Source organism: Streptomyces sp. NPDC026515, assembly GCF_055567595.1.
The window spans coordinates 109,138-131,141 of sequence record NZ_JBVHQD010000005.1 but is presented as its reverse complement, the minus strand read 5'-3'; the positions used below and the strand labels follow the sequence as shown (position 1 = coordinate 131,141).

The 22,004-nt window shown below is 71.3% G+C and carries 17 protein-coding genes; 9 read left to right on the top strand and 8 right to left on the bottom strand.

Annotated features, from left to right (window positions below):
- Window positions 1-12 precede the first annotated feature (12 nt).
- Window positions 13-1,443, bottom strand: a complete 1,431-nt coding sequence (locus tag ACZ4O3_RS11390; protein ID WP_467721991.1) for a PP2C family protein-serine/threonine phosphatase — start codon at window positions 1,441-1,443, stop codon at window positions 13-15.
- A 348-nt stretch (window positions 1,444-1,791) separates the two neighbouring features.
- Here ACZ4O3_RS11390 and ACZ4O3_RS11385 point away from each other — a divergent pair, with 348 nt between their 5' ends.
- Together ACZ4O3_RS11385 and ACZ4O3_RS11380 are read left to right on the top strand one after the other, a co-directional pair.
- Window positions 1,792-2,205, top strand: coding sequence for an SsgA family sporulation/cell division regulator (locus ACZ4O3_RS11385; protein ID WP_362723272.1), 414 nt, complete (start codon window positions 1,792-1,794; stop codon window positions 2,203-2,205).
- A gap of 140 nt (window positions 2,206-2,345) precedes the next feature.
- Window positions 2,346-4,373, top strand: a complete 2,028-nt coding sequence (locus ACZ4O3_RS11380; RefSeq protein WP_467721990.1) for a phosphocholine-specific phospholipase C — start codon at window positions 2,346-2,348, stop codon at window positions 4,371-4,373.
- Here the strand turns inward: ACZ4O3_RS11380 and ACZ4O3_RS11375 are convergent.
- Both ACZ4O3_RS11375 and ACZ4O3_RS11370 read right to left on the bottom strand, forming a co-directional pair.
- Window positions 4,363-5,391: a Gfo/Idh/MocA family protein gene (locus ACZ4O3_RS11375; protein ID WP_384991584.1), complete on the bottom strand. Its 1,029-nt coding sequence runs from the start codon at window positions 5,389-5,391 to the stop codon at window positions 4,363-4,365. The genes ACZ4O3_RS11380 and ACZ4O3_RS11375 overlap by 11 nt on opposite strands.
- A gap of 81 nt (window positions 5,392-5,472) precedes the next feature.
- The gene (locus ACZ4O3_RS11370) at window positions 5,473-6,567 is read right to left on the bottom strand and encodes a baeRF3 domain-containing protein (RefSeq protein ID WP_362723627.1); all 1,095 of its coding nucleotides are present in this window, start codon (window positions 6,565-6,567) and stop codon (window positions 5,473-5,475) included.
- A gap of 79 nt (window positions 6,568-6,646) precedes the next feature.
- Between ACZ4O3_RS11370 and ACZ4O3_RS11365 the strand changes: the two genes are divergently transcribed.
- The 3 genes from ACZ4O3_RS11365 to asnB all read left to right on the top strand — a co-directional run bounded on the left by ACZ4O3_RS11365 (window position 6,647) and on the right by asnB (window position 10,029).
- Window positions 6,647-6,997 carry a hypothetical protein gene (locus ACZ4O3_RS11365; RefSeq protein ID WP_467721989.1) on the top strand — a complete coding sequence of 117 codons (351 nt, stop codon included), beginning with the start codon at window positions 6,647-6,649 and terminating at the stop codon, window positions 6,995-6,997.
- Between the two features lie 88 nt (window positions 6,998-7,085).
- Window positions 7,086-7,865, top strand: coding sequence for an alpha/beta fold hydrolase (locus tag ACZ4O3_RS11360; protein ID WP_362723633.1), 780 nt, complete (start codon window positions 7,086-7,088; stop codon window positions 7,863-7,865).
- A gap of 325 nt (window positions 7,866-8,190) precedes the next feature.
- A complete protein-coding gene (gene asnB / locus ACZ4O3_RS11355) occupies window positions 8,191-10,029 on the top strand; it encodes an asparagine synthase (glutamine-hydrolyzing) (protein WP_467721988.1) in 1,839 nt (612 codons plus the stop codon).
- Window positions 10,030-10,032: 3 nt separating this feature from the next.
- On the opposite strand, the gene ACZ4O3_RS11350 is transcribed toward asnB, so the two are convergent.
- A complete protein-coding gene (locus tag ACZ4O3_RS11350) occupies window positions 10,033-11,631 on the bottom strand; it encodes an alpha/beta hydrolase (RefSeq protein ID WP_362723639.1) in 1,599 nt (532 codons plus the stop codon).
- 279 nt (window positions 11,632-11,910) lie between these two features.
- Here ACZ4O3_RS11350 and ACZ4O3_RS11345 point away from each other — a divergent pair, with 279 nt between their 5' ends.
- Both ACZ4O3_RS11345 and ACZ4O3_RS11340 read left to right on the top strand, forming a co-directional pair.
- Window positions 11,911-12,582, top strand: coding sequence for a chaplin (locus tag ACZ4O3_RS11345; RefSeq protein ID WP_467721987.1), 672 nt, complete (start codon window positions 11,911-11,913; stop codon window positions 12,580-12,582).
- 255 nt (window positions 12,583-12,837) lie between these two features.
- The gene (locus ACZ4O3_RS11340; RefSeq protein WP_467721986.1) at window positions 12,838-13,692 is read left to right on the top strand and encodes a GNAT family N-acetyltransferase; all 855 of its coding nucleotides are present in this window, start codon (window positions 12,838-12,840) and stop codon (window positions 13,690-13,692) included.
- Here ACZ4O3_RS11340 and ACZ4O3_RS11335 read toward each other — a convergent pair.
- Both ACZ4O3_RS11335 and ACZ4O3_RS11330 read right to left on the bottom strand, forming a co-directional pair.
- Complete coding sequence (locus ACZ4O3_RS11335; protein ID WP_467721985.1) at window positions 13,644-14,249, bottom strand: hypothetical protein; 606 nt, start codon at window positions 14,247-14,249, stop codon at window positions 13,644-13,646. The genes ACZ4O3_RS11340 and ACZ4O3_RS11335 overlap by 49 nt on opposite strands.
- A gap of 172 nt (window positions 14,250-14,421) precedes the next feature.
- Window positions 14,422-14,685, bottom strand: coding sequence for a GlsB/YeaQ/YmgE family stress response membrane protein (locus tag ACZ4O3_RS11330; RefSeq protein WP_384991562.1), 264 nt, complete (start codon window positions 14,683-14,685; stop codon window positions 14,422-14,424).
- A 216-nt stretch (window positions 14,686-14,901) separates the two neighbouring features.
- On the opposite strand from ACZ4O3_RS11330, the gene ACZ4O3_RS11325 reads away from it, so the two are divergent.
- The gene (locus ACZ4O3_RS11325; RefSeq protein ID WP_467721984.1) at window positions 14,902-16,329 is read left to right on the top strand and encodes a hydrolase; all 1,428 of its coding nucleotides are present in this window, start codon (window positions 14,902-14,904) and stop codon (window positions 16,327-16,329) included.
- On the opposite strand, the gene ACZ4O3_RS11320 is transcribed toward ACZ4O3_RS11325, so the two are convergent.
- Both ACZ4O3_RS11320 and ACZ4O3_RS11315 read right to left on the bottom strand, forming a co-directional pair.
- The gene (locus ACZ4O3_RS11320) at window positions 16,316-19,066 is read right to left on the bottom strand and encodes a glycoside hydrolase family 2 protein (RefSeq protein WP_467721983.1); all 2,751 of its coding nucleotides are present in this window, start codon (window positions 19,064-19,066) and stop codon (window positions 16,316-16,318) included. The genes ACZ4O3_RS11325 and ACZ4O3_RS11320 overlap by 14 nt on opposite strands.
- Before the next feature lie 111 nt (window positions 19,067-19,177).
- Window positions 19,178-20,365, bottom strand: a complete 1,188-nt coding sequence (locus tag ACZ4O3_RS11315) for an ROK family transcriptional regulator (protein WP_384991554.1) — start codon at window positions 20,363-20,365, stop codon at window positions 19,178-19,180.
- A 139-nt stretch (window positions 20,366-20,504) separates the two neighbouring features.
- On the opposite strand from ACZ4O3_RS11315, the gene ACZ4O3_RS11310 reads away from it, so the two are divergent.
- On the top strand, window positions 20,505-21,974 hold the full coding sequence (locus tag ACZ4O3_RS11310) for an APC family permease (RefSeq protein ID WP_467721982.1): 1,470 nt from the start codon (window positions 20,505-20,507) through the stop codon (window positions 21,972-21,974).
- Window positions 21,975-22,004 lie beyond the last annotated feature (30 nt).

Here is a 22,004-nt window from a genome sequence, read left to right as displayed (position 1 = left end):
ACCGCCCTTACCTTATTCACTCACCTTGGCGATGAGCACGCAGGCCTCGTCCTCGCGCTCGGTCTCGCCGAACTCCTCGAGCACGGCCCTGACACAGTCCTGGGCGGTGGGTGCCTGCCCGAACCGCGGGGACAGGCCGAGGAGACGGTCCAGGGAGTCCGCCGCACTGTGCCCGGGCAACAGCCCGTCGGTGTGCAGCAGGAGCAGGTCGCCCGGTTCCAGGGTCACTTCGGCCTGCCCGTAGCCGGCTCCCGAGGTGGCGCCGAGCAGGACGCCGTCCGGCGCGTTCAGCACGCACCCCGTCCCGTCGCGGAACAGCAGCGGGGCGGGGTGTCCTGCCTGTGCCCAGGCCAGGGTGCGGGTCTCGGGGCGGTAGCGGCAGCAGACGGCGCTGCCGAGTGCGGGTTGCACGGTCGTGTCGAGCAACTGGTTCAACAGGGACATGAGTTGTCCCGGCTGGGTGCCGGCCATCGCCATGCCGCGTACGGCGCCCAACAGCATCGTCATGCCCGAGGCGACGGCGACACCGTGCCCGGTGAGGTCACCGACGCTGAGCAGCGTGTCGCCGTCGGACAGGTCCAGCGCGTCGTACCAGTCGCCACCGAGCTGAGCGCCGGCCCCGGCCGGCAGGTGGCGGCCGGCGACGTCGAGAGCGCCCGTCGCATGGCGTGGCGGCCGCGGCGCACCGCGTCCCGCCGGTACCACGGCCACCCGAAGCTCGGTCGCGAGCCGCTGCTGGTTCCGGTCCACCGGGTGGTGTCGACGCAGCGAGTCGCGGGTCTCGCGCACCGTGCGCTGGCTGCGGCGCAGTTCGCTGACGTCCCGTAGCACCGCCCACATCGAGGCGGTGCTGCCGTCGCCGCCGAGGACGGGCTCGCCCATCATGTGCACGGTCCGCACGGTTCCGTCGGGCCGCAGGACGCGGAACTCGCCGTCGATCGGCTTGGCGTCGACCAGGCAGGCGGTCACCATCTCGGTCAGCCCGGGCCGGTCCTCGTCCAGGACCACGGCGGGCAGTTCGTCGAGGGTGAGCGCGGGCGCGGCCGGGTCGCGGCCGAGGATCTGGTAGAGCTCACCGGACCAACTGGCCTCGTCCGTCAGGAGGTTCCACTCCGCGCTGCCGACCCGGCTGAGCAGCGAACCGTGCGGGAGATCGGCGGGAGCGGACCGGTGCTCCGGCGCGGCGTCCGGGACGGGTGGTGGCGGCGCGGGGCCGTCCCGCAGCTGCGCCAAGTGCTCGTCCAGGTCGTTGAGCTGATGGAGCGCCAGGTCGTACAGTGCGCGCTGCCAGCGGTCGCGGGGGTCCGAACCGTCGCCGCGGGTGTCCCGCCGCACGGCGTCCACGTCACCCCTGAGCCGCCGCGTCTGCGATATCAACGCCTCGACCGAGCCGCGCCCGGGCGGCTGGGCGGCGGGGCGGTCCGCGGAGACATGGGACGGCATGACGCACTCCGATGCGGGGACGGTACGGCCAGAGCGGGCGGGGGACCGGTTACGACTGTGGCACAGCCTGCGACGCCCCGTAAGGGATTTGGCAACACCCGATACGGTGGTGCTTCTGGCATATGTCAGAGTCCCCACTGCCTGGTGGACCACTATGAAAGGTGTACGCGACCTGGTGGCGCAAGGCGTAGGACGACTACGCGACTTGGCCTACTTCGGGGGGCCTGCGTATCGCGCTCGGGCGACTGTTCGACGCGTCGGCGTGCACAGTGTCGCGGTCTCGGCCACCCGCGGCAACTCTGTCCGGATTTCGCGTCATGCGAGGGGCACCTGTGGAGTCCTACAGGCATGGACATCACTTTCGAGCAACCCGCTCGCGCCCGGCTGATCACCGCCGAGGACCAGGAGGTGCCGGTGCCCGCCACGCTCCGGTACACCTCCGGTGATCCGCTCGCCGTGTTCATCGACTTCCCGGCCGAGGTCACCCTCGGGGGCGAGGAGGTCACCTGGACCTTCGCGCGCTCGCTGCTGGACCAGGGTCTCGATGTCCCCGCCGGGCGCGGGGACGTGCACATCTGGCCCTGCGGCCGGGGCCGTACGGCCGTGGAGTTCCACTCGCCGCACGGGCTCGCCCTGCTCCAGTTCGACACTCAGGCGCTCGTGCGTTTTCTGCAGCGCAGCCACGAGGTGGTGGCGCCGGGGGAGGAGGACGTCGACGCGGTCGTGGAGCGGGGTCTGAGCGCGTTGTTCGGCGGTGTGTGAGCCGGATCCGGCTCAGACGGCACGTCCTTCCTGTGTTGTTCACTCCCGCCTCACCGCCCCGGAACGGAGCCTGACGGATACCCCGTGCACCCTGGCGCGTGGTGTGCCACCGGAGCACACCCGTGACGAGGACGGGGCGAATGACACCGATCAGCCGAAGAGGCTTCGTGGGGCTGGGCGCTTCCGTGGCGGCGGGCATGGCGGTCGGCGCCGCCGGCCCACGGACGGCGGCCGCGGCCCAGAGCGCGGCGACCGGCACGATCTCGGACGTACGGCACGTGGTCGTCCTGATGCAGGAGAACCGCAGTTTCGACCACTACTTCGGGCGGCTCAAGGGCGTCCGCGGCTTCGCGGACCGCAGCGGCGTCACCCTGAGCGGCGGTTACCCGGTCTTCAACCAGCCCAACGGGCCGGGCCGCCAGTATCCCTGGAAGCTCAGCGCCACCCCCGCCGCCGGCGGCCAGACCGGCGAGACCCTGGCCCAGTGCAACGGCGACCTGCCGCACTCCTGGTCCTCCCAGCACTCCGCCTGGAACAAGGGCCGCCTCGACAACTGGGTCGCGGGAGTCGGCAACGTACGGTCCCTCGGCTACCTGGACCGGTCCGACATCCCCTTCCACTACGCGCTCGCCGACAACTACACGGTCTGCGACGCCTACTTCTGCTCCACCCTCAGCGCCACCGGCCCCAACCGCACCTACCTGTGGAGCGGCAAGGTCGACTCCGCCAGCTACGACGGCGGCGACGAGTCCGGGCTGACCTGGCAGAACTACGCCGAGGCCCTGCAGAACGCCGGAGTGACCTGGAAGGTCTACCAGAACGCCCAGGACAACTACGGGGACAACGGCTGCGCCTACTTCAAGAACTTCGCGGGCGCCAAGGCGGGCAACCCGCTGTACGACCGGGGCATGGCCTCGGTCCCGAAGGTGACGGGCTCCACCCCCGACGACATCGCCGCCGCCATCAAGGCCGACGTCCTCGCGGGTACCCTCCCGCAGGTCTCGTGGGTGGTCGCCGACCAGGCCTTCTCCGAGCACCCCTACGCCCCGCCCGGCGACGGGGCCCACTTCGTCAACCTGGTCTACCAGGCGCTCGCCGCCGACGAGGACGTCTTCGACTCGACCGTCCTGTTCCTCAACTACGACGAGAACGACGGCTTCTTCGACCACGTACCACCCCCGTCGCCGCCGGCCGGCACGGCCGGTGAGTTCCTGAACGGGGTGCCGTACGGCTTCGGTTTCCGCGTTCCGATGATCGTCGTCTCGCCCTGGACGCGGGGCGGCTGGGTCTCCTCCGAGGTCTTCGAGCACACCTCGGTGCTGCGCTTCCTGGAGACCTGGACCACCGCCCTCGGCAAGCCCGCGAAGTGCCCCAACATCAGCGACTGGCGGCGCTCGGTGAGCGGCGACCTGACCGGCGTCTTCGACTTCGCCCACCCGGTCCCCGGCGCCGTGACGCTGCCCGCGACCGGCGTCATCGGCCTCTCCACCTGCGGTCCGCTGCCCAACCCGGTACCCACCACCAACGCCCTGCCCGCCCAGGAGCCCGGCACCCGCCCGGCCCGTGCGCTGCCCTACCAGCCCAACGGATACCTGGACCACCTGGAGTTCGGCACCGCCGGCAAGATCCTCGCCTGGTTCACCATGGCCAACCAGGGCACCCCGGCGACCCGCTCCGCGCACTTCTCCATCCACCCGAACGCCTACCGGGACACCACGCCCTGGCAGTACACGGTGGCCGCGGGCGGCACCGCCTCCGACTCCTTCAACATCGGCACGGGGTACGGCGCCGGGAAGTACGACCTGAGCATGGTCGGTCCCAACCGCTTCCTGCGCCGCTTCCAGGGTGATGCCACCAAGGCCGGCAAGTCGGCCGAGGTGAGCACCCGTTACACCGTGGAGCCCGGGACCGGCAAACTCGCGGTCTGGTTCAAGATGACCAACTCGGGCTCCGCGTCGGTGAGGTTCACCATCACCGCGAACAACTACCGCACCGACGGCCCCTGGACCTACCAGGTGGCCGCCGGTGCCTCGGCCGAGGACTACTTCAACGCGGTTGCCCACCAGGACGGCTGGTACGACTTCACCGTCACGGTGGACTCCGACGCGACCTGGTCGCGCCGGTTCACCGGCCACCTGGAGACGGGCTCGGCGAGCGTCAGCGGCTGACGTCCCCGGCGTACAGGTCCGGGCGTGGGGCGAGTTCGACGGCCGTACGGCCGCCGGACTCCAGCGCCCGGACCCCGGCCTCGGCGACCACGGAGGACGCGTAGCCGTCCCAGACGCTCGGGCCGGTGACCCGGCCCTGCCGGGTGGCGTCCACCCAGGACTGCACCTCGCGGTCGTAGGCGTCGGCGAACCGCACCAGATAGTCCTGGGGCACCTCCTCGCGGGCGGCGCCCGCCGAGGTGACCAGCATGGTGTGGTCCTCGCCGATGCGGGCGCTGCCCCGCTCGCAGACCGCCTCGCAGCGCACCTGGTAGCCGAAGCCGCAGTTGACGAACACCTCGACGTCGACGAGGGCACCGCCGTCGGTCTCGAAGAGCACCAGCTGCGGGTCGATGAGCCCCTCGGGGGCACCGGCGGAGGGCCGCGGCCGCAGCACGGTCACCGCGGTCAGCTCCTGGCCGAGCAGCCAGCGGGCCGCGTCGATCTCGTGCGAGACCGAGCTGTTGATCAGCATGGCGCTGGTGAAGCCGGGCGGCGAGGACACGTTGCGGTGCGTGCAGTGCAGCATCAGCGGCCGCCCCAGGCCGCCGCCGTCCAGCAGTGCTTTCAGGCGCCGGTACTCGGCGTCGTAGCGGCGCATGAACCCGATCTGCGCCAGTCGTCGGCCGAGCCCTGCTTCGGCCTCCACGACCCGGAGCGCACCGGTGGAGTCCGGCACCATGGGCTTCTCGCACAGCACCGGCAGCCCGCGGCCGAAGGCCGCGAGCAGCGGCTCCTCGTGCGCCGGGCCGGGCGAGGCGATCAGCACGGCCTCGACACCGGGTGCGTCCAGGGCGGCCAGCGGATCGGCGTGGACGGTGACCCCGTCCAGACCGGCCACCGCTTCCTTGGCGCGGTCCAGGTCGGGATCCGCGACAGCAGCCACCCGTGCGCCACTGACCACTTGGTCGAGTCGGCGTATGTGGTCGGCACCCATGTGTCCGGCACCCAGCACCGCGACGCCCAGCAGCTCAGCCACGCCTTCACTCCCTCTCGGCCGACGATCACGCTGTAGAGCGTAGACGTCGGCCGGGGGAGCGGGACCGTCAGTACCGGAGCGTCAGTAGCGGAGCACCCCGGCGATGCCGTTCTCGTCGTCCAGGGTGCCGTCCGGCACGAAGCGGACGTCGGCACCGGTCTCCAGGCACTGCTCGACGATCTCGTCCACGATGTCGTCGCGGGAGTCGAGGTCGCCGCTCGCGGCCGGGACCAGGTGGTCGCCGTCGTCGCGGACGGTCGTGCGGTAGTTCTCCTCGACGGCCAGGAGCCGGACACGGCCCTCGCGGGCGCTCTGCCAGACCTCGTCGACGCCGGCCGCGAACGTCTTGTGACCGCGTGCCGATTCCAGTTCCCGGGTCACCGAAGCGGTGTTGCGGCGCGAGTCCGCGTCCAGCAGAGGCCCTATCACCTGCCACACGGCCTCCGGGCCGGCGTGCGTGAGGCCACCGTGCTGCACGGGGATGCTGTGCCTGGCGACGTTGCCGAACTCCTCCCACAGGGACAGCGCGGCCTGCTCACCGGTGATGTAGAGGCGCCGCGGCTCCTCCCGCAGCAGGGCGGCCATCAGGGTGTCCGCGTCCCGCAGGAAACGCTTGGTGTCCTCGTCGCGGAAGATGCTGGGCGTGTCGCCGATGCGCTGCAGCCGCTCGGCGTCGAAGTTCTCCTGGCCGCGGGACAACGGGAAGCCGCCGGCCCGGCTCTCGGTGACCCGGTCGACCCCGCCGTTCCACAGCGTGACGCGGTCGGCCGAGATCGACAGCACCCAGAACGGCCGCTCGGCGGCCCGGGCCGAGACCAGGTTGCGGGTGAGGAAGGTGTCCGAGAGCACCACGCGCTCGGGCACACTGCGGGCCAGCGACCACACCTGGTGCTCACCTGGCGCGGCGAAGATCACCAGACCGTCCTCGGCGTGCGCCAGATCGATCTCGGCGAGGGCCCGGTCGAGCTGGTCGAAGACGTCGCTGCGCCGCTCCCGGGTGACCGCGGGATCGGTCTCCAGCTGCTTCTTCGCCTCGGCCACGACATTGCGCAGCCGGACCGGATCCTGTGCGTTGTCGGGCTCGCGGCGGTGCGTCGGCGTCAGCACCGAGACGGCGGGGTAGGGGCGCGGGCGGCGCAGCTCGGCGAGGGTCGAAGGACTGAGTGCGTGCTCCATACCAGCACCATAGGACCGATTCGCCATTGCGGCATTTGGGGTAATAAGCCTCAGTGGGATTCACCCGGAGGTGAGCGCGATGGCCCGGCTGAGCGTCGACGGTGACGAGGTGGTCGTGCGTCTGGGAGGGTGGGAGCGGCTGCTCGCCCACCGCCGCGGAGTGCGGGTGCCGCTCGCACAGGTGCGCGGGGCCTCGGTGGAGCCCGACTGGTGGCGGGTGCTGCGCGGCGAACCGCACCCCGGTCACTTCCGGCCCGACCGGTTCTGCGTCGGCGCCTGGCGGTACCCGGGCGGGACGGACTTCGTCGCCGTCCACGAACACGGCCCGGTCGTCCTGGTCGACCTGGAGCCGTCCGCCCCCTTCGCCCGGCTCGCGGTGTCCGCGGCCGACGCCGACGCGGCCGTGGCGGCCATCAAACGCACGCCGTAACCGTGTTGAGGCCGGCTGCCCGATGACGGCGGCCGGGGGCTCCGGTTACCGTACCGGCCAGTAACCGGATCGCGCCCCAGGAGGCCCCATGCCGCAGCTCGAAGTCGACGGAGCGACGCTGACGTACGACGACGAGGGCCCCCGGGACGGCGCCGCCGCGCCCCTGGTGTTCATCCACGGCTGGACCGCCGACCGGCACCGCTGGGACCACCAGATGGCCCACTTCGGCGAGAGCCGCCGGGTGATACGCCTCGACCTTCGCGGTCACGGCGAGAGCACGGGAGCGGGGGTGAAGACGATCGAGGCACTCTCCCAGGACGTCGTCGCCCTGCTCGACCATCTCGGAGTGGATCGTTTCGTCCCCGTCGGCCACTCCATGGGCGGCATGATCTCCCAGACCCTCGCGCTCACCCACCCCGGGCGGATCGAGCGGATGGTGCTGGTCAACTCCATCGGCCGGATGACGTACAGCCGCGGCCGCGGTCTGCTGATGGCGGCCTCCACCCTGGTCCCCTTCAAGCTGTTCGTCGCGGCCAACATCCAGCGCGCCTTCGCCCCCGGCCACCCGCGTGACGAGATCCGCGCATACGTCCGCGCGTCGGCGGACACCCCGCGAGAGGTGGTGATGACGCTGTACGGCGCCATGCGGGCCTTCGACGTCCTGGACCGGGCGCCGGAGATCACCGCGCCCACCCTGATGGTGCACGGCTATCACGACATCCAGTTGCCGGTCGGACAGATGCTGCGGATGGCCAAGGCCTGCCCGGACGCCGAGGTCCGGATCATCGACGCGGGCCATGAGCTCCCCGTGGAGCGGCCGGCCGAGCTGACGGCGGTGCTGGACCGGTTCGTGACGACGGCGGAGTGACGCGAGGACGCGACGACGGCCGATGACCGGCGCCCCGGTGAAAACCGGGGCGCCGGTTCCGTTTGGCGAACATTTTGCAGTTGGCCTGTTCTTGCGGCCGGAGCCCGGTGCGGAGCGCCGTCGCGGGCCTCGGGCGGGCAAAGCGCGGCCGAAAGGGTGAGCAGGGGCAGCCGTCCGTGTTACGGCGAGGTTGACCGGGCCGGGTGCGGGGCGCACGCTCGATATATAGGTGCTGAATACAAGTGGTTCGCTCGGGCAATCGGCTCCGCCGCGGAATCGCAGGTTGGCGCATGTCGCCCGGCAGACCGGCAGCAGGAGGTAACGCATGTGTGGCATCACCGGCTGGGTCTCCTTCGACCGTGACCTCACCACCGAGACGCACGCATTGGATGCAATGACGGAGACCATGGCCTGTCGCGGCCCCGACGACCGGGGTACCTGGAGCGAGGGCCCCGCCGCTCTGGGCCACCGCCGGCTCGCGATCATCGACCTGCCCGGCGGCCGCCAGCCCATGACCGTCCGCACCCCGGACGGCACCGTCGCGATGGTCTACTCCGGCGAGGCCTACAACTTCACCGAGCTGCGCCGCGAACTCGCCGACCGCGGACACCGGTTCACCACCGACTCCGACACCGAGGTGGTACTGCGGGGCTACGTGGAGTGGGGGGACGCCGTCGCCGAGCGGCTGAACGGCATGTACGCCTTCGCGGTCTGGGACGGCCGGCACGACAAGCTCGTGATGATCCGCGACCGCATGGGCATCAAGCCGTTCTACCTCTACCCGACCCCGGACGGCGTCCTGTTCGGCTCCGAGCCGAAGGCGATCCTGGCCAACCCGCTGATCCGCCCCCGGGTCGGCCTGGACGGGCTGCGTGAACTGTTCACCATGGTCAAGACCCCCGGGCACGCCGTGTGGGAGGGCATGCGCGAGGTGGAGCCCGGCACCGTCGTCACCGTCGACCGGCGCGGACTGCGCACCCGGACCTACTGGCGGCTGGAGACGCGTCCGCACGCCGACGACCGTGACACCACCGTCGCCACCGTCCGCGAGCTCCTCGACGACGTCGTGCGCCGCCAGCTGGTCGCCGACGTGCCCCGCTGCACCCTGCTCTCCGGCGGCCTCGACTCCTCCGCCATGACCGCGCTGGCCGCCCAACAGCTCGCCGTGCAGGGCGAGAAGGTCCGCAGTTTCGCCGTCGACTTCGTCGGCCAGACCGACAACTTCGTCGCCGACGAGCTGCGCTCCACCCCCGACACGCCGTTCGTGCACGACGTGGCACGGCTCGCCCGCACCGACCACCAGGACATCGTCCTGGATGTGAACAGCCTCGCCGACCCCGCCGTCCGCGAGCGGGTGATCCAGGCCCGTGACCTGCCGGCCGGGTTCGGGGACATGGACGCCTCGCTCCTGCTGCTCTTCCGGGCCGTCCGCGACCAGTCCACCGTCGCGCTGTCCGGAGAGTCCGCCGACGAGGTGTTCGGTGGCTACCTGCAGTTCTTCGACGAGGACGCCCGCACGGCCGACACCTTCCCCTGGCTCTACCTGGCCGGCCGGCACTTCGGCGACGACACCGACGTACTGCGCACGGACCTCACCAAGTCCCTCGATCTGGAGTCGTACATCGCCGACGGCTACCGCTCCGCCGTCACCGGCGTCCAACGCCTCGACGGCGAGAGCGACTTCGAGTTCCGGATGCGCCGGATGAGCTATCTGCACCTCACCCGTTTCGTCCGCATGCTGCTCGACCGCAAGGACCGGATGAGCATGGCCGTCGGCCTGGAGGTCCGGGTGCCGTTCTGCGATCACCGGCTGGTCGAGTACGTCTACAACGCGCCCTGGGCACTGAAGTCCTTCGACGGCCGTGAGAAGACCCTGCTGCGCGAGGCCACCAGGGACGTCCTGCCGCAGTCCGTGTACGACCGGGTCAAGAGCCCCTACCCGTCCACCCAGGACCCGGAGTACGGCCGTGCCCTCCAGGACCAGGTCAAGGACCTGCTGGCCCAGCCCGGCCACCGGGTCTTCGACCTCGTCGACCGCGAGAAGGCGGACCGCGCGGCCCACCGGACCGGGCTCAACGGACAGGGCGCCCGGCGCGGCCTGGAACGCACCCTCGACCTGGCCCACTGGCTCGACCTCTACGCCCCCGACCTCACCCTGTCCTGAGGCTCAGCCCGACGAGCCGGCGCGGGTGCCGTCCGCCGGGCAGGAGCTGCCGTCGGCCGGCAGCGTGCCGTACAGCAGGAAGTCGTCGACCTTGCCGTGCACGCAGGTGGAGGACGTGTAGCCGGTGTGGCCGTCGCTCCTGTTGTCCAGCACCACGGCCGACGGCCCGAGGCGCTTCGCCGTCTCGACCGCCCAGCGGTACGGCGTCGCCGGGTCGCCGCGCGTGCCCACCAGCAGGATCGGGGCCGTCGGCACGTCCTTCACCTCGTCGCGGATGAAGTCCGTGCCACGCGGCCGTCCGTAGCAGAGCAGTACCTGGGTGAGGCGGAACCGGCCGAAGACCGGGGAGGCCTGCTGGTACTCCTCGCGGAGCCGGTCGACGTCCCGGGCGACCTGCCGGGCGCTCGGCCGATCGGGGTCGTCGGCGCAGGTGATCGCCATCAGTGCGGCCGACAGGTTGTCCACGGGGATGCCGGCGCTGCCGACCGGCCCGCTGCCGCGCGGCTGCCCGACCGGCAGGGCGTAGCCGCCCGACGCGATGTTCTGCGCCCCCCGGGTGTCACCGTCCTCGATCAGGGAGGCCAGCGCCCGCTGCAGCAGCGACCACTGGTCCCTGCTGTACAGTGCCTGGACGATGGCGCCCACCAGGTCCTGACCGGTGAAGGGACCGCCGAAGTCGGACGGCACCGGGTTCTCGTCCAGCGAGCGCACCAGTTCCACCACCGCCTCCCCGGCCTTGCGCCGGTCCTGCCCGAACGGGCACCCCAGGTCGGTGACGCACCAGTCGAGGAAGTCGTCCAGCGCCGTCTGCTGCCCCTGGGCGCCCGCCACTCCCTGCTCGGCCATCGACTCGGTCAGCGTGTCCACACCGTCCAGGGCCATGCGGCCCACCTTGTCCGGGAACTGTGCCGCGTACACCGCGCCGAGCTTGGTGCCGTAGGAGAACCCGAGATAGTTCAGCTTCTTGTCGCCGAGCGACTGGCGGATGACGTCCAGGTCCCGGGAGGCGTTCACGGTGCCTATGTGGGCCAGCACGGGGCCGGAGTGCTCGGTGCACCGGACCGTCAGCTGCTCGAGAGTCTTCATCAGGGCCTGCGGATGGGCGACGTCGGGGAGCTTCTGGGCGCCGGCGTCCGCCGAGGGGTCGTCGAGGCCGTCGCCGCAGCTGACGGGGGAGGAGCGGCCGACCCCGCGCGGATCGAAGCCGACCACGTCGTAGCCGTTGGTCAGGCTCAGGAAGTCCTTGCCGTCGAGCCCGAGCCCGGTGACGCCCGAACCGCCGGGGCCGCCGAAGTTCAGCAGCACCGAGCCCCGCGACTTCCCGGTCGCCCGGTAACGGGACAGCGCCAGGTCGATGGTGCCCTCGGCCGGCTTCGCGTAGTCGAGCGGGACGGTCACCCGGGCACACTGCATGTCCTTGGGCAGCGCCCCGTCCTCGCACGCCGTCCAGTGGGCCTTCTGCCGGTAGAAGCGGCTCAGGTCCGGCTCGTTGCCGATCGCCGTGGCGGTCGCGGGAAGCCCGGCGCCGATCAGGGCCAGCGCGACGGCTCCGGCTCCGGCGCAGCGACGCGCGGCGGGCCGGTTAGGGGGCATGGCCGGCATCGAGGGCCTCCAGGGACGCTCCGTGGCGGACCGGAATCAGGGCTTTCGACGACCATAAGCGGGTCCTGGCGGGTACGCCTCCCGGCGAGCGGGCCGGAGCGGACTGCCGTACCCGGGCATGATCATCGGCTTCAGGTTCCCTACAGGGTTTTGCCCCGAGTTCGATATCGATGTCACTCGATTGGGTTAAATGTAGATAAGCCATAACTCGGACGGCGTATCCCCGTTTTAGAAGGTGCGGGCGACCGCCCGCAACAATGTCTGGAAGGCAGGGAACCTATGAAGCGGGTTACCCGAAACGGTGTGATCGCCGTCGCCGCCGCCTCCGGTGCGATGGCCTTCGCGGCCCCGTCCTGGGCCGACGCCGGCGCGGACGGCGTCGCGGACGGCTCGCCCGGAGTGATCTCCGGCAACGGCATTCAGCTGCCGGTGCACGTCCCGGTGAACGTGTGCGGGAACACCGTGAACGTGGTGGGGCTCCTGAATCCGGCGGCCGGCAACACCTGTGAGAACATCGGCGGCGACTCGGCCACGACCGGTGGCGCCACGACCGGTGGCCCCACGACCGGCGGCGCCTCGGCGCGGGGCGCCGAGGAGGACTCGCCCGGGGTGCTCTCCGGCAACGGCGTCCAGTTGCCGGTCGACCTTCCGGTGAACGTGAGCGGCAACAGCGTGAACGTGGTCGGGGCGCTCAATCCGGCCACCGGCAACACCTCCGTGAACACCTCCGGTGAGACCCCGACCACGGAGCCGCCGAGCACGCCGCCCCCCACCCCGGTCAAGACCCACCCCGGTCCCAAGGCCGACTCCTCCGCCGCACCGTCGGTCGCGGCGGGCACGCTGGCCCACACCGGGGCGGACCTCACGGGTGCCGCCGTCGCGGGCAGCGCGGCGCTGCTGGTCGCAGGAACCGTCCTGCACCGGCGTTTCCGCACGGGCCGCACGCGCTGACCCTCCGGCGAGCCGCCGAGGCGGCTCGCCGGGATCCGTGCGTGCGGGCCCCGCGGGACCCCGACCGGTGGGGCCGGTGCCGTGCGCGCGTCCTGGCGGACCGCCCCCGTCGACAAGCCCGCCGACGGGCCCCGCCGGGCCTTCGGACGACTTGATCCCGGCGTGGTGCCGGGCCCGGTGATCGGGAAGGATGCTGCGGGCGCGGCGCCGCCTGCCGCGCCCGTGCGCCCCCTCACCTCAGAACGGAGCCCGTCGATGACCTCCCCGGCCCCCCAGGACCTCGTCGTCACCCAGGCCATGCCCGAGGACTGGCCCGTGGTCCGCGGCTGGGCCGTGGACGAGGGCTGGAATCCCGGGCTGTCGGACCTCCCCGCCTTCTTCGCCCAGGACCCCGGAGGGTTCTTCATCGGCCGGGTCGACGGCACGCCGGTGTCGGCCGTCTCCGTCGTCAACTACGACGCCCACTACGCGTTCCTCGGCTGGTACCTGGTCCGCCCTGACCTGCGCGGCCAGGGCCACGGCCTTGCCACCTGGAAGACCGCCCTGGCGCACGCCGGCACTCGTACGGTGGGTCTCGACGGGGTGGTGGCCCAGCAGGACAACTACCGCCGGTCGGGCTTCGAACTGGCCTACCGCACCGCCCGGTTCGTGGGTTGCGCCCCGGTCGCCGGGATCCCCGCGGGGGTCCGCCCGGCACGCGCCGCCGACCTGCCGGCCGTCACGGCGTACGACGGCGTCTGCTGTCCGGCCGACCGGCCGCGGTTCCTGGCCGCCTGGCTGACCGCCACCGGCCACCGGGCCTTCGTCCGCCACGACGGCGACCGCCTCACCGGCTACGGCGTGATCCGCCCCGGCCACGACTGTCTGCGCGTCGGCCCCCTGTTCGCCGACACCGCCGAGGACGCCCGCGCCCTGTTCACCGCGCTCATGGCCGAGGCGGCCGGCCGTCAGGTCGCCGTCGACGTGCCCGAGACCAGCACGGTGGGTGTCGCCCTCGCCGAAGAGGCCGGATTCACCCCCTCCTTCGAGACCGCCCGGATGTACACGGGCCCGGTCCGCGACTACGCCCTGGAGCGGGTCTTCGGGGTGACGACGCTCGAACTCGGCTGAACCGACGTGCCGCCGCGTGCCGTTCCGGGCCGGCCGCCCGGGAAGGCGTACCGGCGGCCCAGCGCGACGACCGCGAGCGCGACCGGGACCGGCGGCAGCGCGGCCCAGGGCAGCGCTGCCGGGCCGAACCGGTCCAGGGCGAGGCCGCCGACCAGGGAGCCGGCGGCCTCGCCCGTGTTGTGGACGGTGGTCTGCAGCGAGGTCGCGGCCTCGGCGCCGGCGGGTCCCGAGGCGCCCAGCAGCGCCGTCTGGATCAGGGTGGGTGCCCCGCCGAAGGCCACGCCCCACGGGGCGACGGCGCCGACCAGCACGACGGGCGTGCCGGCGTACCGGCCGAGCACCAGCAGTACGGAGGCGAACAGCGCCAGCGGGGTGAGCAACGTGGCCCGCGGGTACCGGTCGACCGGAAGGCGGGTGACCCGGATCCTGCCGTATCCCGCCGGGCCCGGGCAGATCCATCCGCCGCGCGAGTGCGTGACCCCGGGGGCGGCCGCGCTGCTGAGCGGGCACGTCGAGCGCGAGCGCGTCCAGGCCCGGATCGACTGCCTGGCCCGCAACCGGGACCGCCTCGTCGGGTACCTGGCGGTGGTGCGGCCGCGGGGCGACCGGCAGGGGTCGTCCCCGCGGCCGCCCCGGAGTGTTCTTCCGGTGTCCGCCGCGGCCTCGCCGCTCGCTGTGCGGCGGGCCGCAGGACGGGGCGTGCGTGGCCGAAGGCGGGGAGCCCCGGGCTCAGCGGCGGCCCCTGGACCGGTCGAGTGCCGCCACTCCCACTGCCGCCAGCGCGATCTGGATGAACCACTCGATCCAGTCCGGCCCCTTGGTGTCCGCCACGCCGAAACCGGCCGCGATCGCCGACCCCAGCAGCGCCGCCACGACACCGACGACGATGGTCAGCAGAATGCCGATGTGCTGGCGGCCGGGGACGACCAGGCGCCCCAGCACACCGATGATGATACCGATGATGATGGCACTGATGATGCCCGAGATCTCCATGTCCGCCCCTCTTCGTCGATGCCCCGCTGAGTCAAATCTGCCCGCTCGATGCACGCGCAGTCTCCTCCGGTTGTTACAGCGGTTTTCTGTTCATCGATCAGACATGCCATGTACCTTTCAATGAGTCGACGCGTGTAGAAATCTCAACCAGGTTCTACGCGCGAAGAGTTGGCGCCCCCACCGCCTCAACCCCACCCCCTCATGGAGGTTCGCCGGATGTCCGGATCCAGCAGATCCCGCCACAGAATCACCACCGCCCTGGCCGGGTTCGCCCTGTTCGCCGCGGGAGCCGCCCTCCAGATCGGCACCGCGGCCGCCCCCGCCCACGCGGCCACCACCTACCGCGTCCTGTTCGACGACGGGCACGCCGAGGAGGCCGGCAACGCGGACTGGATCATCTCCACCAGCAAGCCCGACCCGCTCTCCCAGGACTCCTCGCCCTCCTCGGAGACGGACTGGACCGGAGCCCTGTCGTCCTGGGGCGTCGCCCTCCAGAAGACCGGCAGCTACAGCCTCAAGACCGCCACCAGCGCGCTGGCGTACGGCGGTTCGTCGACCACCGACCTGTCGAACTTCGACGCGCTGGTGCTGCCCGAGCCCAACACGCTGTTCACGACCGCCGAGAAGACGGCCATCATGAACTTCGTGAAGAACGGCGGGGGCCTGTTCATGGTCTCCGACCACACCGGCGCCGACCGCAACAACGACGGCTACGACGCCGTCGAGATCTTCAACGACCTGATGACGAACAACAGCGTCGACTCGACCGACCCGTTCGGTTTCTCGATCGACACGCTCGACATCAGCTCCGGCTACCCGGCGGCGATCAGCGACAGCACCAACCCGGTGCTGCACGGATCCTTCGGGACCGTCACCAAGAGCCTGATCGCCGACGGGACGACGGCGACCCTGAAGCCGTCGGACAACTCCGCCGTCAAGGGCCTGCTCTACCGCAGCGGTTACTCCGGCAACACCGGCGCCTTCTTCGCCACCAGCACCTTCGGCAGCGGACGCGTGGCCTTCTGGGGCGACACCTCACCCGTCGACGACGGCACCGGCCAGTCCGGCAACACGCTGTACGACGGCTGGAACGACAGCGGCGCCACCGACGCGGCGCTCGCCCTGAACGCCACCGCCTGGCTCGCCGGGGGCGGCAGCAGCGGTGGCGGCGGCGGAGGCGGTGGCGGCACCTGCACCGCGGCCCAGCTGCTCGGCAACCCCGGCTTCGAGTCCGGCAACACCACCTGGACCGGCAGCAGCGGGGTCATCACCAACTCCAGCGGCGAGACCGCCCGCACCGGCTCGTACAAGGCCTGGCTCGACGGTTACGGATCGGCCCACACCGACACCCTGTCCCAGTCGGTGACCATCCCGTCCGGCTGCTCCGCGACGCTCAGTTTCTATCTCCACGTGGACACCGCGGAGACCACCACCAGCACCGCCTACGACAAGCTGACGGTGACCGCCGGATCCACCACCCTGGCCACGTACTCCAATCTCAACGCGGCTTCCGGATACGTCCTGAAGAGCTTCGACGTCTCCTCCCTGGCCGGCACCACGGCCACCATCAAGTTCTCCGGTGCCGAGGGGTCGACCCTCCAGACGTCGTTCGTCGTCGACGACACCGCGCTCAACGTGAGCTGATCCCGGCGGACGGTTCCGGCGCGGCTGCCGGAACCGTCCGCTCCAGCGCGTTCCAGCCGGAGACCCGCACCCGGGGATCCGAGCCGTGCAGGTCGGCTGTGCGGTAGGTGGCCGTCACGGTCGCCGACTCGCCCGGCCACAGGCTCACCTCGTTGTCCGACCACCGGACCGGCAGCACGGGCCTGCCGTCCGCGTCGACCAGATGGACGTCCGTCAGCAGGGCCGGAGTCCTCCCGGTTCCCGTGTTGCGGACGGTGACCGTGGTGGTGGACGTGCCGTCGGCCTGCGTCGTCGACGCCGTCGCCGTGACCGGCACCCGGGCCATCGACGCCAGCCCCTTCAGGTCCGCGTAGCCGGTCGTCGGGGTGTGCCACCAGTCGGTCTTCGCCCAGTCGAGGGAGTCGGCCCTGGTGGAGAGCCAGTAGACGTTGCGGCTCACCTCGTGGCCGGCCGCGTCGGTCAGGACCAGCCGCGCCAGGTACGTGGACGGCAGTCCGCTCACCGACGCCGGCAGGGTGAGCGCCGTGGTGTGCGCGCCGTCGCCCTTGACCGAGACACCGGCGACCGACTTGTCGTACCGCTGCGTTCCGTCGGGGTCGAAGAGCGTCACTCGCGCGGTGAGGCCGGACGCCGCGGCGTGCCGGTTGTTCACCACGGCCACCGTGCGGTCGTCGTAGGAGTACTGCACGTGCAGCGGCTCGTTGGCCTTCTTCGCGCCGAAGTAGGCACCGCCCTGATCGAGATAACGGTCCATCAGTTGCCAGTGCAGGGACGTCCAGCCGCTGTTGAACATCCAGTACACGACCCCCGTGGACGGCGCCGCGGCGTCGGTCTGGTTGCGTCCGTACGCCTCGTACTGGGCCCGGACGTTCTCGTACTGGGCGAGCTGCGCCTTGCGGACGTAGTCGGTGAGGCTCTTCGGGGCGCCGTACCGGCCGGTGAGGGCGTCGTCGTAGACCTTGAGGGTGCCGAAGACCGGGGACGGGGAGCGGTGGTACTGCTTGAGGTCCGGGTTCTTCCAGAGGGTGTCGAGCTCGGCCGGGGTCATCATGCGGCGCAGGGTGTCCAGGGTGGGGATGTCCGGGCCCGCGCTGGTCTCGGAGTTGAAGCCGGTGGCGCCGCCCTCCCGCTTGGCGTACCAGTAGTTCGGCGGGATCCAGTCGTAGGGCCCGGTCATCTTCATGCCTGAACTGCCCAGCTGCGGAGTGGAGTTGTCGGAGGCGGCGGAGATCACCGGGACGGACCAGTCGGCCGCGTCCAAGGCGTCCAGGTAGAGCTTCTCGATCTTCGCGTCGGGTGCGAAGTCGCTGCCGATCAGGAAGGAGACGACGCTCGGGTGGTCCCGCAGCCGGGCGGCTTCGGCGGCCATGGAGGCCTGTGCGACCGGGTAGTCGGCGGCCGTCCACTTCTCGCCGCGCTCGCCGTCGCCGTTGACCTGCCCCTCCCACTTGTCGCAGCACTCCCAGCCGGGCAGGGTGAGGATGCCGTACCGGTCGGCGAGGTCGAAGAACTCGTCCGGCTCGATGTGCCCTTCCAGCCGGATGGCGTTGAGCCCGAGGTCGAGCGCGTACTTCAGCCGGTCCTCGGCATAGGTCCGGTCCCAGCGCAGGAACTCGTCCGGTGACCAGCCGCCGCCCTTGATCAGCAGCCTGCGGCCGTTGACCGAGTACTGGCGTGCGCCGTCGGAGTTCAGCGGTGCCCGCACGTCACGGACGCCGAAGCGTTCGTGCGCGGTGTCCGAGGCCGTGCCGGCGACCGAGGCGGTGAGATCGAGGTCGTACAGCGGCTGACCGCCCATGCCGGCCGGCCACCACACCTTCGGGGAGGTGAGGTGCAGTCCCGGCACGTCGGCGGGGGTGAAGGTGACGGTCTTGGTCTGGTGCGCGGCGAGCGCGACCGACCTGGACACGGCCACTCCGGCGACCGTGCCGGAGACCTCGGCGGTGACCGGCCGGTCCGAATCGTTGCGGGCCTCGGCCTTCACCGTCAGGTCGGCCGTCGCCAGGGAGGGCACCGCCAGCTCGGTGACCACGTGCGCGTCGCGCAGCGCGACCGATCCGCCGCGCCGGACCACGACGTCACGGACGATGCCCATGTTCTGGTCGGGCGGCGGCTGGAGCCAGTCGATCCAGCCCATGGTGAGGTTCTTGTCCGGATCGTTGGGCTGGATGCGGAAGGCGACCGTGTTGGTCCCGGACCGGACCAGCGAGGTGACGTCCAGTTCGTGATGCGTGTAGGCGCCGGTGACGTCGGCGGTCGTCGCCACCCGGTGGCCGTTGACGTAGACGTCGGCCGCCGAGATCACCCCGCTGAAGTCGAGGTAGGTGCGCCGCGAGGTGTCCGTCACGGTGAAGTCGCTGCGGTACCACCAGGGCACCTGGAAGGGCGACTTGGGGATCTTCTGGAGGTTGGTGGAGACGAACGGGTCGTCGTACGCGCCGTCGGCGAGGAGCGCGGCCAGTACGGTGGACCGGGGGCCCGCCGGATACCAGCCCCTGGCGGGATAGCCGGGGGAGGAGACCGCCGCAGCCGAGTCGCTCACGTCGGCCGTCGACCGGATGGCGTATCCGGACAGTGCGGTCCGCGATCCGGCGGCGGACGGCACACGGGTGATCCGGGCGGGCCCGTGGGCCGGGTCGCGGGCTCCGGCCCAGGCACTGGTGTTGAGTGAACCGAGCAGGCCGAGGGCCACGGCGGCCGTGGCGAGGCGGTGTCCGGGGGCGCGGCGAGGGAACACGTGGTCTCCAGGCTCGTAAAGTTAGGAAACTTTACTAACCCGGCTCAAGCTAGGGTCCCGAGAGGGTGGTGTCAATCACCGTGGTGTCCGCGCGAGTTGGCGGCGGCGGATTCAGGACGTGCCCGACCTGCGCTGGAAGACCAGGTCACGGGCGGTGCCGAGGGCCGTGGCCACCGCGCCGAGCAGTACCGCGTCCTCGCCGAGCCGGCTGGGCGCGAGCTTCGGACGCAGCGGGGTGAGCGTGCGCAGATGCTCCCGTACCGGCCGCAGCAGCAGGTCGACGCTGTGGCCGACCCCGCCGCCGAGCACCACCAGGTCGGGGTCGAGTACGGCGGCGGCCGCGGCCACCGTGTGGGCGATCCGCTCGCCCTCCAGGCGCACCGCCTCGACGGCGGCGGGGTCGCCCTGGCGGGCCGCGTCGAACACGGACTTCGCGGTGAGCTGACCGGTCATCCCGAACCGGCGTGCCGCCTCGACCACGGCCACCCCCGACACCGCGTCCTCCAGCCGCTCCGGCTTGCGCTGCCGTCCCGGCCAGGGCAGGAAGCCGATCTCCCCGGCGAGCCCGTGGGCCCCCGTGAACAGCCGCCCCTCGCTGACGACCCCCATCCCCAGGCCGGTCCCGATCATGATGTACGCGAACAGCCGGCTGCCCGCCCCGGCGCCGTACGTGTACTCGCCGAGTGCCGCGAGATTGGCGTCGTTGTGCACCTCCAGCGGGACGCCCAGCTCCTCGTGCATCCGGTCGAAGAGCCCGGCGCGCCCCCAGCCGGGCAGGTGCATCGCGTACCGCACCCGCCGCTGCCGCTCGTCGTACACGCCCGGCGTGCCGACCACGCCGTGCACCACCTCGGCGGGATCGACGCCCGAGTTGGCGACGACCTGCCGTGCGGTGGTGACCAGCAGGTCGGCCATGGCGCCGGAGCCCCGGGCCCGGTTGCGCACGTCGGAGCGGGCGACCAGGGTGCCGTCCAGGTCGGCGACCGCCACCCGCAGCCAGCCGCGTCCCACGTCGACGCCGAGCGCGTGACCGGCCGCCGGGTCGGGGGCGTACAGCACGGCGGTGCGGCCGCGCTCCGGGGCGTGCGTGCCGGCCTCCCGGACCAGGCCCGCCGACTCCAGTGCCGCGAGCGCGCTGGACACCGTCGGTTTCGACAGGCCGGTCTCACGGGCGAGTTGGGCGCGGGAGGCGGACCCGAGCCGGCGCAGCCGGTCCAGCAGCAGCCGCTCGTTGGTGCTGCGCAGTCGCTGCCGGCTCCAGGGCTGTTCCTGCTGCTCTACGACGTCGCTGGCGGCCATCACACCATTCTCACCGATTCCCGACGCATACTTGACGCATCTAGTAAGGCTCCTTAACTTTATCGGCCATCCCGCCGAATCGGCCGCCGTCCGTCGGCCGCGTCCCGCCCCGTCCCCAGCGCCTCGCTCAGGAGCCCCCATGTCCGGTAGTCCCGGCAGTCCCCTCGGTCCCGGTAGTCCGCCGTCCGACGGCGGTTTCGTCCGGCGCGTCGGCCTGTTCCAGGCCACCGCCATCAACATGAGCCAGATGTGCGGCATCGGCCCGTTCGTGACCATCCCGCTGATGGTGTCCGCGTTCGGCGGCCCGCAGGCCGTGATCGGCTTCGTCGCGGGCGCCCTGCTCGCGCTCTGCGACGGTCTCGTCTGGGCCGAGCTCGGCGCCGCGATGCCCGGCTCCGGGGGCAGTTACGTCTATCTGCGCCAGGCCTTCCAGTACCGCACCGGACGTCTGATGCCGTTCCTGTTCGTCTGGACGGCGATGCTCTTCATCCCGCTGATCATGTCGACGGGCGTGGTCGGCTTCGTGCAGTACCTGGGTTATCTGGCCCCCGGCCTCGGCCAGACCTCCGGCGACCTCATCGGGCTCGGCATCATCGTGCTGGTGGTGCTGCTGCTCTGGCGGGGCATCGAGCACATCGCCCGGATCACCGCCGTGATGTGGACGGTGATGATCGCCTCGGTGCTGCTGGTGATCGTCGCCGCGGCCTCCGACTTCAGCCCGCACCTCGCCTTCACCTACCCGGCGCACGCCTTCGACCTGACCAGCGACCACTTCTGGGTGGGCTTCGCCGCGGGCCTGACCATCGGCATCTACGACTACCTCGGCTACAACACCACCGCCTACATGGGCGCCGAGATCAAGGACCCCGGCCGCGTCCTGCCGCGCTCCATCCTCTTCTCGATCGTCGGCATCATGGCGATCTACCTGCTGCTGCAGATCGGCACGCTCGGGGTCATCGACTGGCACCGCATGACGAACGCGCACGACATCGCCTCGACCTCGGTGGCCTCCGCGGTCCTGGAGGAGACCTGGGGCAAGGGCGCCGCCGACACGGTGACCGTACTGATCCTGATCACGGCCTTCGCCTCGGTCTTCACCGGCCTGCTCGGCGGTTCCCGGGTGCCCTACGACGCGGCCCGCGACCGGGTCTTCTTCCGCCCCTACGAGAAGCTCCACCCCAAGCACCGCTTCCCGATGCTGGGCCTGGCGACCATGGGCGTGATCACCGCGATCGGCTTCCTGATCGGCCGCCACACCGACCTGGCCACGCTGATCCAGCTGCTCACCACCGTGATGGTGATCGTGCAGGCGCTGGCCCAGATCCTCGCGCTCAGTGTGCTGCGGCGCCGCCAGCCGACGCTGAAACGGCCGTACCGTATGTGGCTCTACCCCGTGCCGAGCGTCATCGCCTTCGCCGGCTGGTGCGTGATCTACGGGTACGCCGACAAGAACTCCCCGGGCCGCCACCCCATCGAGTGGTCCCTGGCCTGGCTCGTCCTCGGGTGCGTGGCGTTCCTGATCTGGGCGCGCCTGGAGAAGGTGTGGCCGTTCGGCCGCAAGGAGATCAGCGAGGAGTACCTGACACCGCAGGACCCGGTCGCGGTCTAGAGACTCCGGGACCCACGTCAGCCTCACCCG

Bases quoted from the DNA above. Each gene is read 5' to 3' on its own strand.
- ACZ4O3_RS11390 (WP_467721991.1), bottom strand. From the start codon at position 1,443: ATGCCGTCCCATGTCTCCGCGGACCGCCCCGCCGCCCAGCCGCCCGGG.
- ACZ4O3_RS11385 (WP_362723272.1), top strand. From the start codon at position 1,792: ATGGACATCACTTTCGAGCAACCCGCTCGCGCCCGGCTGATCACCGCC.
- ACZ4O3_RS11380 (WP_467721990.1), top strand. From the start codon at position 2,346: ATGACACCGATCAGCCGAAGAGGCTTCGTGGGGCTGGGCGCTTCCGTG.
- ACZ4O3_RS11370 (WP_362723627.1), bottom strand. From the start codon at position 6,567: ATGGAGCACGCACTCAGTCCTTCGACCCTCGCCGAGCTGCGCCGCCCG.
- ACZ4O3_RS11365 (WP_467721989.1), top strand. From the start codon at position 6,647: ATGGCCCGGCTGAGCGTCGACGGTGACGAGGTGGTCGTGCGTCTGGGA.
- ACZ4O3_RS11360 (WP_362723633.1), top strand. From the start codon at position 7,086: ATGCCGCAGCTCGAAGTCGACGGAGCGACGCTGACGTACGACGACGAG.
- asnB (WP_467721988.1), top strand. From the start codon at position 8,191: ATGTGTGGCATCACCGGCTGGGTCTCCTTCGACCGTGACCTCACCACC.
- ACZ4O3_RS11350 (WP_362723639.1), bottom strand. From the start codon at position 11,631: ATGCCGGCCATGCCCCCTAACCGGCCCGCCGCGCGTCGCTGCGCCGGA.
- ACZ4O3_RS11345 (WP_467721987.1), top strand. From the start codon at position 11,911: ATGAAGCGGGTTACCCGAAACGGTGTGATCGCCGTCGCCGCCGCCTCC.
- ACZ4O3_RS11340 (WP_467721986.1), top strand. From the start codon at position 12,838: ATGACCTCCCCGGCCCCCCAGGACCTCGTCGTCACCCAGGCCATGCCC.
- ACZ4O3_RS11330 (WP_384991562.1), bottom strand. From the start codon at position 14,685: ATGGAGATCTCGGGCATCATCAGTGCCATCATCATCGGTATCATCATC.
- ACZ4O3_RS11325 (WP_467721984.1), top strand. From the start codon at position 14,902: ATGTCCGGATCCAGCAGATCCCGCCACAGAATCACCACCGCCCTGGCC.
- ACZ4O3_RS11315 (WP_384991554.1), bottom strand. From the start codon at position 20,365: ATGGCCGCCAGCGACGTCGTAGAGCAGCAGGAACAGCCCTGGAGCCGG.
- ACZ4O3_RS11310 (WP_467721982.1), top strand. From the start codon at position 20,505: ATGTCCGGTAGTCCCGGCAGTCCCCTCGGTCCCGGTAGTCCGCCGTCC.